This window comes from Neobacillus pocheonensis (assembly GCF_050477905.1).
GTDB classification, from domain to species: domain Bacteria; phylum Bacillota; class Bacilli; order Bacillales; family Cytobacillaceae; genus Neobacillus; species Neobacillus pocheonensis_A.
Genome location: NZ_JBCNAD010000044.1, coordinates 65,904 through 81,882, shown reverse-complemented (window position 1 = coordinate 81,882; position 15,979 = coordinate 65,904). Strand labels below are relative to the sequence as shown.

At 40.2% G+C, this 15,979-nt stretch carries 14 protein-coding genes; all 14 read left to right on the top strand.

Annotation, left to right across the window (positions count from 1 at the left end):
• Positions 1 to 218: 218 nt before the first annotated feature.
• The 14 genes from ABES02_RS23110 to ABES02_RS23045 all read left to right on the top strand — a co-directional run bounded on the left by ABES02_RS23110 (position 219) and on the right by ABES02_RS23045 (position 15,966).
• Positions 219 to 1,118, top strand: a complete 900-nt coding sequence (locus ABES02_RS23110; protein ID WP_430140029.1) for a LysR family transcriptional regulator — start codon at positions 219 to 221, stop codon at positions 1,116 to 1,118.
• Positions 1,119 to 1,303: 185 nt separating this feature from the next.
• Entirely contained in the window at positions 1,304 to 1,654 is a 351-nt protein-coding gene (locus tag ABES02_RS23105) for a hypothetical protein (RefSeq protein ID WP_430140027.1), read from the top strand.
• A 167-nt stretch (positions 1,655 to 1,821) separates the two neighbouring features.
• Positions 1,822 to 2,838: an LLM class flavin-dependent oxidoreductase gene (locus tag ABES02_RS23100; protein ID WP_430140025.1), complete on the top strand. Its 1,017-nt coding sequence runs from the start codon at positions 1,822 to 1,824 to the stop codon at positions 2,836 to 2,838.
• A 96-nt stretch (positions 2,839 to 2,934) separates the two neighbouring features.
• Positions 2,935 to 4,272, top strand: coding sequence for an LLM class flavin-dependent oxidoreductase (locus ABES02_RS23095; RefSeq protein WP_430140023.1), 1,338 nt, complete (start codon positions 2,935 to 2,937; stop codon positions 4,270 to 4,272).
• Positions 4,273 to 4,284: 12 nt separating this feature from the next.
• The gene (locus ABES02_RS23090; protein ID WP_430140021.1) at positions 4,285 to 5,937 is read left to right on the top strand and encodes an ABC transporter substrate-binding protein; all 1,653 of its coding nucleotides are present in this window, start codon (positions 4,285 to 4,287) and stop codon (positions 5,935 to 5,937) included.
• A gap of 28 nt (positions 5,938 to 5,965) precedes the next feature.
• Positions 5,966 to 6,892 carry an ABC transporter permease gene (locus ABES02_RS23085; protein ID WP_430140043.1) on the top strand — a complete coding sequence of 309 codons (927 nt, stop codon included), beginning with the start codon at positions 5,966 to 5,968 and terminating at the stop codon, positions 6,890 to 6,892.
• A gap of 39 nt (positions 6,893 to 6,931) precedes the next feature.
• Entirely contained in the window at positions 6,932 to 7,822 is an 891-nt protein-coding gene (locus ABES02_RS23080; protein ID WP_430140019.1) for an ABC transporter permease, read from the top strand.
• Positions 7,823 to 7,836: 14 nt separating this feature from the next.
• On the top strand, positions 7,837 to 9,858 hold the full coding sequence (locus ABES02_RS23075) for a dipeptide ABC transporter ATP-binding protein (protein WP_430140017.1): 2,022 nt from the start codon (positions 7,837 to 7,839) through the stop codon (positions 9,856 to 9,858).
• A gap of 44 nt (positions 9,859 to 9,902) precedes the next feature.
• Positions 9,903 to 10,961, top strand: a complete 1,059-nt coding sequence (locus tag ABES02_RS23070) for an LLM class flavin-dependent oxidoreductase (RefSeq protein ID WP_430140015.1) — start codon at positions 9,903 to 9,905, stop codon at positions 10,959 to 10,961.
• A gap of 36 nt (positions 10,962 to 10,997) precedes the next feature.
• Positions 10,998 to 12,329 (top strand): LLM class flavin-dependent oxidoreductase, encoded by a 1,332-nt coding sequence (locus ABES02_RS23065; RefSeq protein ID WP_430140013.1) that lies wholly within the window; start codon positions 10,998 to 11,000, stop codon positions 12,327 to 12,329.
• A gap of 79 nt (positions 12,330 to 12,408) precedes the next feature.
• On the top strand, positions 12,409 to 13,167 hold the full coding sequence (locus tag ABES02_RS23060; protein WP_430140011.1) for an alpha/beta hydrolase: 759 nt from the start codon (positions 12,409 to 12,411) through the stop codon (positions 13,165 to 13,167).
• A gap of 165 nt (positions 13,168 to 13,332) precedes the next feature.
• Positions 13,333 to 14,667 (top strand): LLM class flavin-dependent oxidoreductase, encoded by a 1,335-nt coding sequence (locus tag ABES02_RS23055; RefSeq protein ID WP_430140009.1) that lies wholly within the window; start codon positions 13,333 to 13,335, stop codon positions 14,665 to 14,667.
• 139 nt (positions 14,668 to 14,806) lie between these two features.
• Positions 14,807 to 15,082 (top strand): glutaredoxin family protein, encoded by a 276-nt coding sequence (locus tag ABES02_RS23050; protein WP_430140007.1) that lies wholly within the window; start codon positions 14,807 to 14,809, stop codon positions 15,080 to 15,082.
• Between the two features lie 56 nt (positions 15,083 to 15,138).
• Positions 15,139 to 15,966, top strand: a complete 828-nt coding sequence (locus ABES02_RS23045; protein WP_430140041.1) for a transporter substrate-binding domain-containing protein — start codon at positions 15,139 to 15,141, stop codon at positions 15,964 to 15,966.
• Positions 15,967 to 15,979 lie beyond the last annotated feature (13 nt).

Below are 15,979 nucleotides of genomic sequence, written 5' to 3'. Positions count from 1 at the left end.
CAGGGGAGACCCCGCAGGCGCAAAAGCGCCGAGGAGGCTCCCCGGCACGCCCGCGCGGCGCTGAGCGCCTGGAGCGGAAATCAACAGCCAAATTTAACAGAGCCAAAAATAAAAATCTGCCGATTGGTCATCCAAAGGCTCCTTAACGCATCCGTGTGTTTAGGAGTCTTTTTTATTGGATTAGGAAAGTTATTAAATCAGGAAAGGGGTTGGAAGAATTGAATATTGATCATCTCGAAGCTTTTATGTACGTGGTCCATTTAGAAAGTATCCATAAAGCAGCTGAGGCTCTTTATTTATCTCAGCCAACCGTTACAGCGAGAATTAAAACATTGGAACGGGATTTGGGCATTGAATTATTTTTACGTAAGGGGAGAAGTTTGCAGTTATCTGAAGAAGGCAAAGCATTTATCCCATACGCAGAGCAAATTATACGAACTTACGATCAAGGAAAGAAACTATTGAACAAGGAAGATCATCCAGAGGAAATTGTTATTGGTGCGAATATCATTACATCACAATACTTTATGCCATTTGCCCTTCCTTTTTTGAAAGAAGCCCATCCCCAAATGCGATTTAAATTTATCTCGGCGCCAAACGAAGTATTGTTGGATAAACTTCTTCAAAAGCAGGTTGATATCGCCTTTTTAAAGGAGGTTTCTCATCATGGGATTCAGAAGCATGAGCTGTTAAATAATTCAGTCAGATTAGTAGTTTATCCTGGACACTCCTTCCAATTTCAAAACAATTTATCTGTTCAGCAATTAGCAATGGAACCCATGGTATTTTTTGAATGTGGTGCTTTTGACTGGAATCGTATCCATAAATTATTTGAAGTGGCCAATGTTAAGCCAAAAATAGAATTTTTAGTTGACCATCTGGAAGTGGCAAAATCTATCATTTTAAGCAAAAATGGCATCGGATTTTTACCTTACCTGTGCGTGAAAGAGGAGCTTGAAAAAGGGAATCTAATTGAAATAGATGTTACGCACTTTATAAATTTAAATCAGCATATTTATGCGGCCTACTTAAATAATGGTATCGAAAATCAGAAGCTTTGGAATGATATTCTTTTAGTTGTTAAAGAATTTGATAAGCAAAGTATAGATAGTGATTAAATTTTCTTATTAATTGATTGATTTTTTCTATCAGTAAACGTATTGCCATTACCATCTTCTGGGTGATAGGATAATTTCAATTAAAAAAGTAGCCCTTGCACCATAGTAAAGAAGATAATCATATTTCAATTCCGACTATTCACGTTTGTATTATTGGATTTAAATTTAAAAGGAGGAGGAAGCATATGAAACCTCAAAATAAATTTTCAGCGAGGCAAATTACAAAAACAGTAAATTCCCTAGCAGCTAGTAAGTATCTCAATTTGCCTGATTTGCAGTTTTTTATTTGGTGCAATCAACAGTATGGAGTCAATAGAGGGATTTACAATACGATTGATCAATGGTTTTTTGACTATGGAATTGTCAATATTTATTGCCGAAGAATTCAGCTATTGGGGTTTTTAGATTATGAAAAAGATGAGTTGTACGAATCAAATAAACATAAGTTTATTCGCTTTGGCCATGGTGGTCTAACAAAAAGACTCAATCAATTTCTGAATAATGATGCTCAAGGAGGAAAGGTAATTCCTTTATAGAGTTAAAGATAAAACATTTTGATAGATTTTTTTTATCAATATTGAATATTTTCCTATCAGTAAAAGTATTGTCAGCATCGTATTGTCAGTGATAGGATTAACCTCAATTAAATAAAAAACATACTTTTCGCATAGGGAATATCGGAATAAAATGGAGGCGAAATGAAATGAGTTATAAGCTAAGTATTTTAGATCAGAGCCCAGTATTTCCTGGGACCACAGCTGCTGGTGCCTTACAAAAAACGGTGCGTTTGGCTCAAAAAGCAGAGCAATGGGGCTATTCACGATTTTGGGTGTCAGAACATCATCATTCAGACCAAGTGGCAGGTTCTTCACCAGAAGTATTGATTTCATACTTGTTAGCAAGAACAAACTCCATTCGAGTTGGTTCTGGAGGAGTGATGCTGCAGCATTACAGCCCTTATAAGGTGGCTGAGAACTTTCATGTCCTTTCATCTCTTGCCCCTGGAAGAGTTGATCTGGGCATTGGAAAAGCACCAGGCGGGCTCCCGTTATCAACAAAAGCCTTGCAATTTGGAACGGTCAATAATGGGCAGGACTTTGATGAAAGAATCTCTTTATTGCAAAAGATGATTGAAAATTCTGTCGAATTGGGTCATACCCTTGCTGGGATCCAAGCAACACCTATTCCACCTGAAAAGCCCGAAATCTTTCTGCTTGGAGCAAGTGTAAACAGTGCCCGGCTTGCAGCTAAACTGGGGATATCATTTGTATTCGCTAAATTTATCAATAGTGATGAAAGGGTACTAGAACAAGCGGCACATTTATATCGTAAAGATTTTCCGGATGGAAAATTGATTATTTCATTGGCTGTTATTGCTGCAACTACACAAACAGAAGCAGAACAATTAACAGGGGAGAGGAAAATAGTCAAAGTCTATCTTCAAAGCGGACGTTCTGTTACTGTACAATCGTTTGAGCAAGCAGAAATTTTTGGCAACCAATCAGGTGAGCCCTATGAAATCACAGAGCAGGAAGCAGACATTATTGCGGGAACACCTGATTATATAAAGGAAGTTTTGAACCAGCTTGAAAGAGCCTATGGGGTGGATGAATTTATCATACATACACCAATAGAAAAAGAAGCGGAAAGATTACAATCATTTCAGTTGTTAAGCCCATTAAGAACTGGGAATAAGGATGTTCAGCCCATAAATATATAGAGTTATGTTTAAGGAATTCCAAAATTTTTTTCACCTAAAACCAACTATTCAGGTAGGAATTATATAAAATCGTAATGCGAAGAGGAGGAAAGCGTCATGTCAAACAAAAGACAATTAAAATTAGGGACGATTATTCACGGGGTGGGAGGAAACATCGCGGCTTGGAGGCATCCGGAGGTCCTTACGGATGCTAGTGTGAATTTTGATTTTTATAAGGAACAAGCACAAAAGTCGGAAAAGGCTAAATTTGACTTTGTCTTTATTGCAGATGGGTTGCATATTAACGAAAAATCCCTGCCCCATTTTTTGAATCGGTTTGAGCCGCTTACGATTTTATCAGCACTAGCTGCTGTCACTTCACGTATTGGCCTGGCCGGGACCTTATCAACATCCTATAGTGAACCATTTAATGTAGCACGGCAATTTTCCTCACTTGACCATATTAGCCATGGCCGTGCCGGATGGAATGTTGTTACTTCACCATTAGAGAATACAGCTTTAAATTTTAGCAAAACCATCGAGGAGCATCCTGATCATCCAAAAAGATACCGTATTGCCTCTGAATATCTGGATGTCGCTAAAGGCTTATGGGATTCATGGGAGGATGATGCATTTATTCGCGATAAGGAATCAGGGGTATTCTTTGATTCCGAAAAATTACATCAATTAAATCACAAGGGCGAGTTTTTATCTGTACAAGGGCCGTTAAATATCGGCAGGTCGAAGCAAGGCCGGCCAATCATATTCCAGGCGGGGTCGTCTGAAGACGGGAAAAACCTTGCTGCAAAAGATGCGGATGCAATCTTTACAGGTCACGCCACATTAGAAGCAGCACAAAAATTCTATCAAGATGTTAAACGAAGGACGGCTGAATATGGCAGGAATCCTGATCACATTCTCATTTTGCCAGGCATCGAGCCAATTGTTGGTCAAACAGAGGAAGAAGCCGAACAGAAATATCAAGAGATTGCTAATTTAGTATCGATTGAACAGGCTTTGAACTATTTAGGGCGCTTTTTTGAACATCATGATTTTTCACAGTATCCACTTGACGAACCATTCCCAGAAATCGGTGATTTGGGATCTAACAGCTTTAAAAGTGGAACGGATCTTATTAAAAAGGAAGCAAAAGAACAAAACCTGACGCTTCGGCAGGTAGCATTAAGGGCTGCGACACCAAGAACTCCGTTCATTGGCACACCAGAAAAAGTAGCCGACCTCATTCAGGAGTGGTTTGAAGGATTCGGAGCTGATGGATTTATTGTTCACTTCAATCTCCCGAGCAACTTAACTGGATTTATTGATCTTGTTGTTCCGATTCTGCAGGAACGTGGTTTGTTCCGAACAGAATATGAGTCTGACACATTGCGTGGAAATCTCGGTCTTCCAATCCCGGTTAATCGTTATGCACCATCGACAGTGAAAAATGGATAAGGAGTGTTTGAAATGAAACAATTACATTGGAATAAATTATTTGCTTTTTCATTAACTTTTTTACTCTTGATATCAGGATGCTCCAGCAGTACTGGTACGAAAAATAGTAGTTCACAAGAAACAAACAAAGAGGCCCTATCTCAGCCAAAGTCAGGAGGAGAATTAACCTATGCCCTTGCAACTTCTCCGGATTCGCTTGATCCTGCTCGAAGCGGTTTAGCGGTTGCTGTTCGTGCTTTCAGAACAATTTTTGATAGTTTGGTAGTCCAAGCGACTGATAACTCCATTAAACCGTGGCTTGCTACGGAATGGACTGTTTCAGATGATGGAAAAAGCTATACATTTAAGCTGCGTAATGACGTTAAGTTCCAGGATGGAACCCCCTTTAATGCAGCAGCGGTGAAGTATAGTTTTGACAGAATACTAGATCCAAAAACCCAAGCAAGAAATGCTGTCGCTCTTTTGAAACCGTACCAATCATCAGAAGTGATTGATGATTACACAATCAAAATTAATCTGGCAACACCTTCAGCCTCATTTTTAAGCAATTTAAGCCAGGCCATGCTTGGGATTGTATCTCCTACGGCAGCAGAGAAGTATGGTGATCAATTTGGCAAAAACCCAGTTGGGACCGGTCCATTTAAATTTGTCAGTTGGTCAGAAAACGCAGACATTGTTGTGGGAAAAAATAATGACTATAAGTGGGGACCGTCTAATGTAGAAAATAAGGAATCACCTTATTTAGATAAAATTACATTTAAAATCATTCCAGAGGAGGCAACTCGGATTGGCAGTGTCCAAAGCGGTCAGGTGCTGGCAGCAGAAACTGTCCCGCCGCAAAATATCGCTTCGTTAAAGAATGATCCGAAAACTCAATTGCTCAAGGTAAATACAATTGGGTTGCCATATACGCTCTTTTTCAATCAAAGAAAAGAACCATGGAAAAATGTGAAGGTCCGTCAAGCGGTTCAACTGGCAGTTGATGTGGATTCGATTGTAAAGACTTTGTATTTAGGAACATACGAAAGGTCATGGTCACCAATCACTCCGGGCATTTTAGGCTATGATAAAGCGCTCGAAGGTGAGACGAAGGCGAATATTAAAAAAGCCAACCAAATCCTCGACGAACTAGGTTATAAAAAAGGTTCAGATGGAATCCGGGTAAAAGATGGAAAGCCATTTACATTAAATTATGTAGATGGAACTCCTAATCGTGAGAAAAGAAATGATATTGCTGTCATCGTCCAGCAACAGTTAAAAAAGATTGGAATAAAGGTAGAAATCAACATTACGAAAGATGTAGCAACAGTTATCTATAAGAATGCAGATTACGATTTGTATGGAAACAGCCAGGTGAATTCCGACCCCAATGCGCTTAGCGCCATCTACCATACACGTACAGCTGCAGAAGAAGCTGTCTTTAAAGGCCTGACGGGAGGTTCTGACCCTGAACTCGATCAGTGGCTCGAACAAGGAACGGTAGAGCTAGATCCTGCAAAACGTGAAGATATTTATAAGAAAGTACAGCAAAAAATAATAAAAGATGCCTGGATCATTCCAGTTTATGTTTTCCCATACACTGTGGCGGCTTCTAAAGAAGTAAAAGGAATTACATTCGACTCATTAGGCTATCCATTGTTCAATGATGCCAATATTGAAAAATAAAGAGAAAAGGGGCTGATACATTGTGGCTATACTGAACAAGATCTTTTTAAAAATCTTTACTGCAGTTGTATCGATTTTTGGCTCCTTAGTCCTTGTCTTTTGTATCATTTATTTGCTGCCGGGGGATCCAGTGCTTTCTATGATTGATCCCTCTGTTGCTACACCCGAAATGGTAGCAAATTTACGCAAGGAATTGGGGCTGGATCAACCGTTTTATCTGCAATTCTCACACTATTTTATGAGTGTTCTTCATGGTGACTTTGGTCAATCTTTAGTCAATAGGGATCTGGTGCTTCCCAAGATTTTAGAACACTTTCCTGCTACACTCGCTCTAACACTTACAAGCGCTTTGGTTTCGATTGTAATCGGCGTAACGTTCGGTGTATTATCAGCCATTCACCGTAATAAATGGATTGATTTTGTTGCCCGTTTAATCGGTTTATTTGGGATATCCATGCCGACATTTTGGTCGGGAATTTTACTTATTTTAATTTTTTCCGTATTCCTGAACTGGTTTCCTGCTATGGGATCAGATGGCTGGAAAACCATTGTCCTTCCATCTCTTTCTCTTGGTTTTGTTGGTGCAGGATTAATCATTCGTATGGTGCGTAATAGCATGCTGGAAGTGATGAATGAACCATTCATTGTTACATTAAGATCTAAAGGTCTTTCAGAGCGCACAGTAATGTATCGGCATGCTCTTCGCAACGCCCTTATTCCCGCCATTACCATCATAGGTGTAAATATTGGGGAGCTAATGGCCGGCACAGTCGTAATAGAAACGGTATTTTCCAGACAGGGAATTGGCAGAATTGTTGCAGATGCCATCATGGCTAAAGACTTACCTGTCATTCAAGGGGTTGTCTTCTTTAGTGCCATTGTTTTTGTAGTTATCAATCTTTTAGTTGATCTATCCTATTCGATTATTGACCCACGTGTACGCAGGGCTCACTAAAAATGATAACAGAAAAATTGAAAGCGGGAGGGAAATATAATGAAGGAAGTGGTTAATACCAAAACCGTGTTGCAGGTTCCAAAATGGAAGGTTACTAGATTAAAAACTAACTTCTCCGTATCAAACCTCTTTACATATGCTGCGGGTATGATAGTGATCTTCATTATTACCTGCGCCTTTTTTCCAAAGTGGTTAGCGCCCTATTCGCCAACCTTTATGGATACGGCCCATATTTTAAGTGCACCGAATTCGTCACATTGGTTTGGTACAGATTATTTTGGGAGAGACGTTTTAAGTTTAGTCATATACGGAAGCAGGGACTCGCTTATTATTGGGATTGCTTCTGTTCTCATTGGAGGATTAATTGGCGGAATCATCGGCTCAGTTGCCGGTTATTTTGGAGGCCTCATTGATACAGTATTTATGCAGTTAATTGAGATATTAATGACATTACCTGCGGTTCTACTTGCATTAGCGATTGCTGCTGCACTCGGGCCAGGATTATTTAATATTGTCTTAGCTGTTGCTGCGGCATCGATTCCGGGTTATGCACGGGTAATGAGAGGACAGATGATAACAATAAAAAAGCGCCAGTATGTGGACGCCTCCCGCTCCATTGGTGCACCTGAGTGGAAGATTTTTCTCCGGCACCTATTGCCCAATTCATGGTCCCCGCTTTTAGTCATGGCGACAATTGGTCTTGGATCTTCGATTTTAATTGGTTCAGGTTTAAGCTTTCTTGGACTGGGAGTAATCAAAGAAATTCCTGATTGGGGAGCACTTCTTTCACAGGGGCGGGGTTATTTGACGGTTGGTTGGTGGATTTGCACATTTCCTGGCTTGGCGATTACCCTTTTTGTACTCTCTGTAAATATCATGGGGGATAAACTTCGGGATACTTTTGACCCAAAAACAAGCAGAATGAGATAAAGGAGGAACCTCAGATGGAGAAGTTGCTTGATATCCAGCATCTAAAGGTGGATTTTACGTTAAATGATCGCGATCTAACCGCCGTAAAAGATGTATCGCTACATATTAAAACCGGGGAGACAGTCTGCCTTGTCGGAGAGTCCGGAAGCGGCAAAAGTGTTACCTCTAAGGCCATCATGCGGCTCATCGATTATGAAAATGGGAAAATTTCTGATGGCAGCATTATATTGGATGGAGTTGACCTAACTCGGCTCTCGCAAAAAAGGCTTCGGTCCATTCGAGGCAAGAAAGTGGCGATGATTTTTCAAGAGCCGATGGCTGCTTTCGACCCTGTGTTTACGATTGGAAGCCAGATTATTGAAACCATTCTTGAAAACAAGAAATCTACAAAACTGCAAGCAAAAGAACGTGCTCTTTATTTACTCGAACGAGTCGGCATATCGGATGCTGATCTGCGATTTCATCAATATCCAAACGAATTGTCTGGAGGAATGTTGCAACGGGCGATGATCGCGATGGCTCTCGCTTGCGGACCGGACCTTCTTATAGCGGATGAACCAACTACAGCGCTGGATGTCACCATACAAGCACAAATATTGAAGCTGCTTCAAGAATTGAAGGAAGAGTTTGGTATGTCGATTCTCTTAATTACACACGATATGGGCGTTGCAGCAGAAATGGCAGACCGAATTATTGTGATGTATGCTGGCCGTATCGTAGAACAGGCAACGGCAGCCCAACTGTTTGAGCAGCCTCATCATCCCTATACACGCGGGTTGATGCAGTCCATTACGACAATGGATAGTGATCGAAGTAAAAAACTCTATTCCATTAAAGGAACTATCCCGGGATTGGCTGATCTACCATCGGGCTGCCAGTTTCATCCGCGCTGCCCCTTTGCATCAGAGCGATGCACAGTGGAGTCGCCACCGTTAAAAGAGGTGAATAATCGGCTTACAGCTTGCTGGTATGCAGAGGAAATACTTAAGACAGATTGGAAACAGCCAGAAGATGAAACAGATATAGTGGTGCTGTCTAAAAATGAAGTTCAAAGCACTATAAAGCACACCGCAGAACCTCTATTTACAATTCAGGAAGTGAGTAAATATTATCCGATTGGAAAAAGTCTTTTTACACAAAACCAATCCTATCTTAGAGCAGTGGACAAAGTCTCATTCACCATTGAAAAGGGAGAGACATTCGGTCTAGTTGGAGAATCCGGCAGTGGTAAATCGACATTGGGTCGAGTAATTTTACAGTTGGAAAAGTTGACGAGTGGCAACGTTTTCTTTCAAGACCAGGATCTAACAAAATTAGGGGCAGGAGAACTACGTAAAAAACGGAAAGATATGCAAGTGATTTATCAAGACCCTTATGGTTCTGTAAATCCTCGCTGGAAGGTTGGCGAAATCATTGGAGAGCCTCTTCAAGTTCATGAATCACTTAGTGTGAAAGAAAAGAAGAATAGAGTTCAAGAACTGTTAGAGATCGTCGGCCTAAATAAAAGTGGATATGATCGATATCCGCATGAATTTTCCGGCGGACAGCGTCAGCGTATTGCCATTGCCAGAGCGATTGCACTAAATCCACAGTTTATTTTAGCTGATGAAGCCGTTTCCGCGTTAGATGTTTCGGTTCAGGCTCAGATTATTAATTTATTGCAGGATTTACAAAAAGAGCGGAATTTAACTTATTTATTTATCGCCCATGGTTTAAATATTGTTCGGCATGTCTCAGATCGAATTGGTGTGATGTATTTAGGTCAATTGGTGGAATTGGCCGAAAGTGAAGAACTGTTCTTGCATCCCGCCCACCATTATACCAAGGGGTTAATTGAATCAATCCCAATAGCTGATCCTGCCTACTCCAGGGAACGGATAACCATTAAAGGGGAAATACCATCCCCAGCGAATCCGCCGAGCGGATGCAGATTTCATCCCCGCTGTCCGGCAGCGACCGCCCGTTGCCGAGAAGAACAACCCTTATTTAGGGAAGTGTATAAAGGGCATTGGGCTGCCTGCCACAATCCAGTCTAAAAAATCGTGTTGAAAGGATAAAAACTGAACGGGGGTAATCTGGAATGAAATTTGTTTTGTTTGACCTTATGAGTAATCTTCCAAATGGTGTGACAGGAGAGAATTTAACGGCACAGGAAAGAATTCAACAAGTAATTGACCAGGCCGTTTTAGCCGAGTCTCTTGGCTTTGATGGCTATGGGGTAGGTGAGCGGCATGGTGCGCCGTTTTTATCTTCCTCTCCGGCCGTAATGTTAACAGCCATTGCAGCCAAAACCTCAAAAATTCGATTGCTGCCTACTGTGTCAGTTTTAAGTGTGCTTGACCCGGTTCGAGTCGCAGAGGATTATGCGACACTCGACCATCTTTCCGATGGAAGATTAGAAATGATGATTGGTAAAGGCAACGATCCGCGCCATTACCCGTTATTTGGAATAACCGAGGAGGAACAATGGGCTTCTCTTGCCGAACGGTATGATCTGCTTAAACGGTTATGGACCGAGGAAAATGTTTCATGGGAAGGAAACTATCGTTCACCATTAAATAATGTAACCACGGAACCGAGACCTTTTCAAAAACAGATTCCTATCTGGCATGGGAGTGCATCCAGTCCGCTTTCTACTGAGCTGGCGGCAAAGAATGGAGAGCCAATCTTTTCATCTAATGCCTTTCATCCAATGGCTAAATATAAAGAATTGATTGACCATTATCGAAATCGTTTAGAATATTACGGTTATGATTCCAAAAAAGCAGTCGTTGGTGCTGGAGCTGGCAGTTTGTATATAGCCAATACTACGGAGGAAGCTATTTCCCGCTTCCGACCTTATTATGATATTCAAATGAATACAGAGGCAGCAAAACATAATCAATCTCCATTCAAGGATCTGGAGGATCACATTCAAAATGGATCAGCACTAATTGGAAGTGCCGAACTTGTAATAGAGAAGATATTAAAATACCATCAGGCATTCGGCCACCAAGTACAAAGTATAAGTGTAGGGGGCTTAAGTAAGGAAGAACAATATGAGCAGCTGGAGCGATTTGCTGCAGATGTGATGCCAGTTCTTAGACGAGAAGTTCCTAGTACAGTTTGGGAAACCGAAGCTGTTGAGTTGGAATCTTAATACAATAAATGGAATTCTAACAGAAAGAGGTGTTCAATGAGCACTCAAAGCCAGACCATGCATCTGAATTTATTTTTATATAATATGGGACATCATGAGGCCTCGTGGCGCCATCCGGATTCACATTCTGATCAATTGATGAACTTCTCTTATTATAGACAATTGGTTCAAAAAGCAGAAAAGGCAAAAATGGATTCTATCTTTCTCGCCGATCGCACTTCAACTTCACCAAATGCAGTTGAAAACGGATCCCTTATTTCTTATGAACCAACAACATTATTAGCAGCTTTAGCGGCAGTCACGGAACGTATTGGATTAATAGGAACTGTATCCACAAGTTTTAATGAGCCCTTTAATGTGGCGGGAAGATTTTCTTCCCTTGATTTTTTGAGCAATGGCCGTGTTGGCTGGAATATCATTACTTCCGGAACAGCTAGTGAGGCTCAAAATTTTAATCTTGATGGAATCCCTGATCATTCTAACCGCTATAAAAAAGCAAAAGAGTTCTTAGAAGTAACAATGAAGCTTTGGGATAGCTGGGAAGATGATGCTATTTTAGCAGATAAAGAGAATGGAATTTTTGCAGACAAACAAAAAGTACATGAAATTCATCATAAAGGAGAATTTTTTAAAGTTCGTGGTCCGTTAAACCTTCCAAGGTCCCCACAGAAAAGACCTGTCCTTGTTCAAGCTGGATCGTCAGAGGATGGTAAGGAATTTTCCACCCAATATGCAGATGCTATATTTACTGCACAGCCAACCTTTGAAGATGCCAGGGCTTTTTATCAAGATGTAAAAGGAAGAATAGCGAAGAATGGCAGGGACCCAAACCAAGTGAAAATTTTGCCGGGCATTAGTTTTATTATCGGGAATACAGAAGAAGAAGCCAAAGAAAGAGAAGAAGAGTTAGCTAAATTCTTAAATTTCAGCCATAGTTTAATACAGCTTTCGAATCGAATGGGGATGAATTTAACATCCGTTACTTTAGATAAACCGTTGCCCGCTCTTCCTAATACAGAGGAAATTCAAGGTCACCAAAGTCGTACTCAATTAATCAATAAATTGGCTCAAAGTGAAAACCTTACCGTTAAACAATTACTTCTTCGTTTAGGGGGAGGAAGGGGCCATTTTATTATCAGTGGGACCCCAGCGAGAATTGCGGATGAGCTTGAATTTTGGTTTCTTAACAAAGCAGCTGATGGATTTAATATTATGCCACAAGTCATGGAACGTGATTTAGAACTATTTGTGGATTTTGTAATACCGGAATTGCAGCGCAGACGGTTATTTAGAACGGAATATAAAGGTTATACACTTAGAGATCATTTTGGTCTGCCATTTCCAAAAAATCATTTTATAACAAATTGAAATATATGTTTTTTTTCGTTTTAATTCCTACTTATTTAATGTGTTTAGTTGGACTTTATTGAAAAGGAAGGGGAAAGAGATGGAAGAACGGTTTCCAGTTATAAAGGGAGCAGAAGAATTTTTTTATAAGGGAAGCAATATTGGAATTCTCATTTCACATGGATTTGTTGGTACTCCACAAAGCGTGCATTACCTTGGAGAACGACTTGCACAATTTGGGTATTCGGTTTTGGCGCAGCGATTAAAAGGGCATGGAACCCATTATTTTGATTTAGAGAAGTGCACGCATGAAGAGTGGTTTGAATCTTTGGAAAGGGGCTATGAAAAATTAAGCCAGCAATGCAGCAATATATTTGTATTGGGTCAGCCAATGGGAGGGACACTGGCGCTTTGGCTTTCTCATAAGTATCGGGATATAAAGGGAATTATCTTAGTTAATGCGGCCTTAACGCTTCCGTCTTTTGACCATTTAAGGGGAAAAACTGCGCCAAGATTAATCGATGAAGGCAATCCCGATATTAAAGCAAAGGATGCCTATGAAATTACTTATCAAAAAGTACCTATAAAAGCCATACAGGAGCTGCAAACGCTAATGGACAGAACACCTCCAATCCTACCTGAAATTCAGTGTCCTGTATTAGGCGTTAAGTCGGCTGTGGATCATGTCGTACCACCGGAAAATACAGATTATATTATCGATCATATAGGGTCTGCAGCTAAGGAAACAATTGTTCTGAAAAATTCCTATCATGTGGCATCTTTGGATCATGACAAAGATCTAATTGTTCAAGGATGCCAGCGTTTCGTTCGACAGCAGCTTGCCCATGGTGTGATATAGCATTGAAATTTTAATTAACAGTTGGTTAATAGAATTTACGAATGAAAACAATAAATTTTTCTATCAGTGAAAGTGTAGAATTCCTATTTTTTACGTGATAGGATAAAGCACAAGAAGAAAAAGTATTCCTATCAAGTAACTTTGAATTAAAAAGGGGGAACTTAAATGCCTAATCCAAAAAAATTGAAATTCGGCGCAATAATTCATGGAGTGGGAGGAAATATTGCTGGATGGAGGCATCCTGATATTCAACCAGATGCAAGTGTTAGTTTGGAATTTTACACCAATCAGGCACAGAAAGCGGAAAAAGGGAAATTTGACTTAGTCTTCATTGCGGATGGGCTGCATATTAACGAGAAGTCGATCCCACATTTTTTAAATCGGTTTGAGCCACTCACCATTTTGTCTGCCCTTGCTACAGTAACTTCGAAAATAGGTCTTGTCGGAACACTATCAACATCGTATAGTGAACCATTTAACGTTGCAAGGCAATTTGCTTCCCTCGACCATATTAGCCATGGCCGGGCGGGCTGGAATGTGGTTACCTCACCATTAGAAAAAACAGCTCTCAACTTTAGTAAAACGATTGAAGAACATCCTGACCATGCCAAAAGATACCGGATTGCAGCTGAATATTTGCAGGTAGCCAAAGGACTTTGGGATTCTTGGGAAGATGATGCATTTGTCCGGGATAAAGAAACAGGAGTATTCTTCGATTCAGATAAATTACATCATTTAAATCACCGAGGGGAATTTTTCTCTGTGCAAGGGCCGCTTAATATCGGAAGATCAAAGCAAGGCAGACCGGTAGTATTTCAAGCTGGTTCCTCTGAGGCAGGAAAAGACCTTGCAGCCAAAGAAGCAGATGCCATCTTTACAGGCCATCCAACACTAGCAGCGGCACAAGCATTTTATCGGGATGTCAAAGAAAGAGCAAAGGCTTATGGACGTAATCCAGATGAGCTTGTCATCATGCCGGGCATCGCACCAATCATTGCGGCCACTGAGGAAGAGGCAGAGAGAAAATATCAAGAAATTGCTAATCTAGTATCCATCGAAAAAGCGCTGGATTATCTGGGCAGATATTTCGAGCATCACGATTTCTCAAAATATCCACTCGATGAACCGTTCCCTGAACTGGGTGACTTAGGTAAAAATAGTTTCCAAAGTCATACTGATCGAATTAAGCGGCAAGCAAAGGAACAAAATTTGACGCTTCGCCAAGTCGCATTAAGAGAGACAACACCAAAGCCTGCGTTTTTTGGAACCCCGGAAAAAGTAGCGGATCTCATTCAGGAATGGTTTGAAGCGCAAGGTGCTGATGGTTTTATCATTGGTTCAGCAGTTCCAAATGGATTGAATGATTTTGTGGATCATGTCGTGCCGATTCTGCAAAAACGCGGACTTTTTAGAACCGAATACGAGGCTGACACATTACGCGGAAACCTGGGAATTCCTTTACCGGAAAACCGTTATACAAAAAAGGTGATAACCCAATGATCAAACTGACTAAATATCGTTTTTCTGATCAGAATATTTGCCGGCTAGACAACTAGAGGCTCTCTGTTAAAAGAAGATCAATCTTTTAATAGGGAGCCTATTTTATTAAGAATATATGAAATAATAGGAGGAATAAAAAATGGGAAAAGAATTATCTGTCGTGGTTTGGGCTAAAGAAGGGTGCCACTATTGTGGTGAGGTAAAACAATATTTAGAAGAAAAAGGAATAAAATACGAAACGATCGATGTGACCCACCATGATGAACGCAGAGATATTTTGGAAATAAAGTATGGTGTCCGTCATGTGCCAGTCGTTGAAATTGGCCAAAATGAGGTATATGAGGGAGTCACACAAGTAGGAATCGAGCATATCGAGAAGGTGTTAGAAAGATTTAATCATAAAATATTGAAATAATTCCGACTAAATCAATGGAAATTTAAGTGAATAAAAAGGATAGGTGCAAATATATGATGAAAAAATTAACGATTTTGATAACGGTACTCCTAACTCTAGCGCTTGGTGCCTGCTCTTCACAAGAAACGAATAATACTTCCAAGGCAAGCACGGAAACCGCTAAAGGAGAAACCAAGGTACAAAAAATAATTGTCGGAACAGGGACGCAGTTTCCGAATGTATGCTTTATTGATAAGAATGGAAAGTTAACCGGTTATGATGTCGAATTAGTTAGGAAAATTGATGAAAAACTGCCAGAGTATCAATTTGAATTCAAAACGATGGAGTTTTCAAACCTGTTAATCAGCTTAGAAACGAATAAGATCGATTTTATTGCCCACCAAATGGAAGTGAACGAAGAAAGACAAAAGAAGTTTCTTTTTAATAACGAACCTTATAATATTTTTCCTCTTCATGTAACAGTGAAACAAGATAACAATCAAATTGAATCTATTGCGGATTTAAAAGGCAAAAAGGTAATTGTGAGTGCAACTAGTAACTCAGCGGTTTTTATCGAAAAGTATAACAAGGAACATAACGCGGGTATCAATATTGTCTATGCAGGTAATGGACCTGATTCTACGATCAATCAAATAAAAACAGGCAGAGCAGATGCCACCATTACGACACCATTTTCCGTTGATTTCCTTAATAAGCAAGTCGATGCTCAAGAAAAAGTTGTGGGCGAACCGCTCTTAAATTCCAAGGTATATTTCCTTCTTAGAAAAGATGAAACACCACTCCAAAAGAGAATTGACGAAGCTATCGTCGAATTGAAAAAAGAAGGAGTAGTCAGCGAATTGAGTAAAAAATGGTTAGGTGCAGACTACACTGTTAACTTTTAAAGTTGGAAGTTAG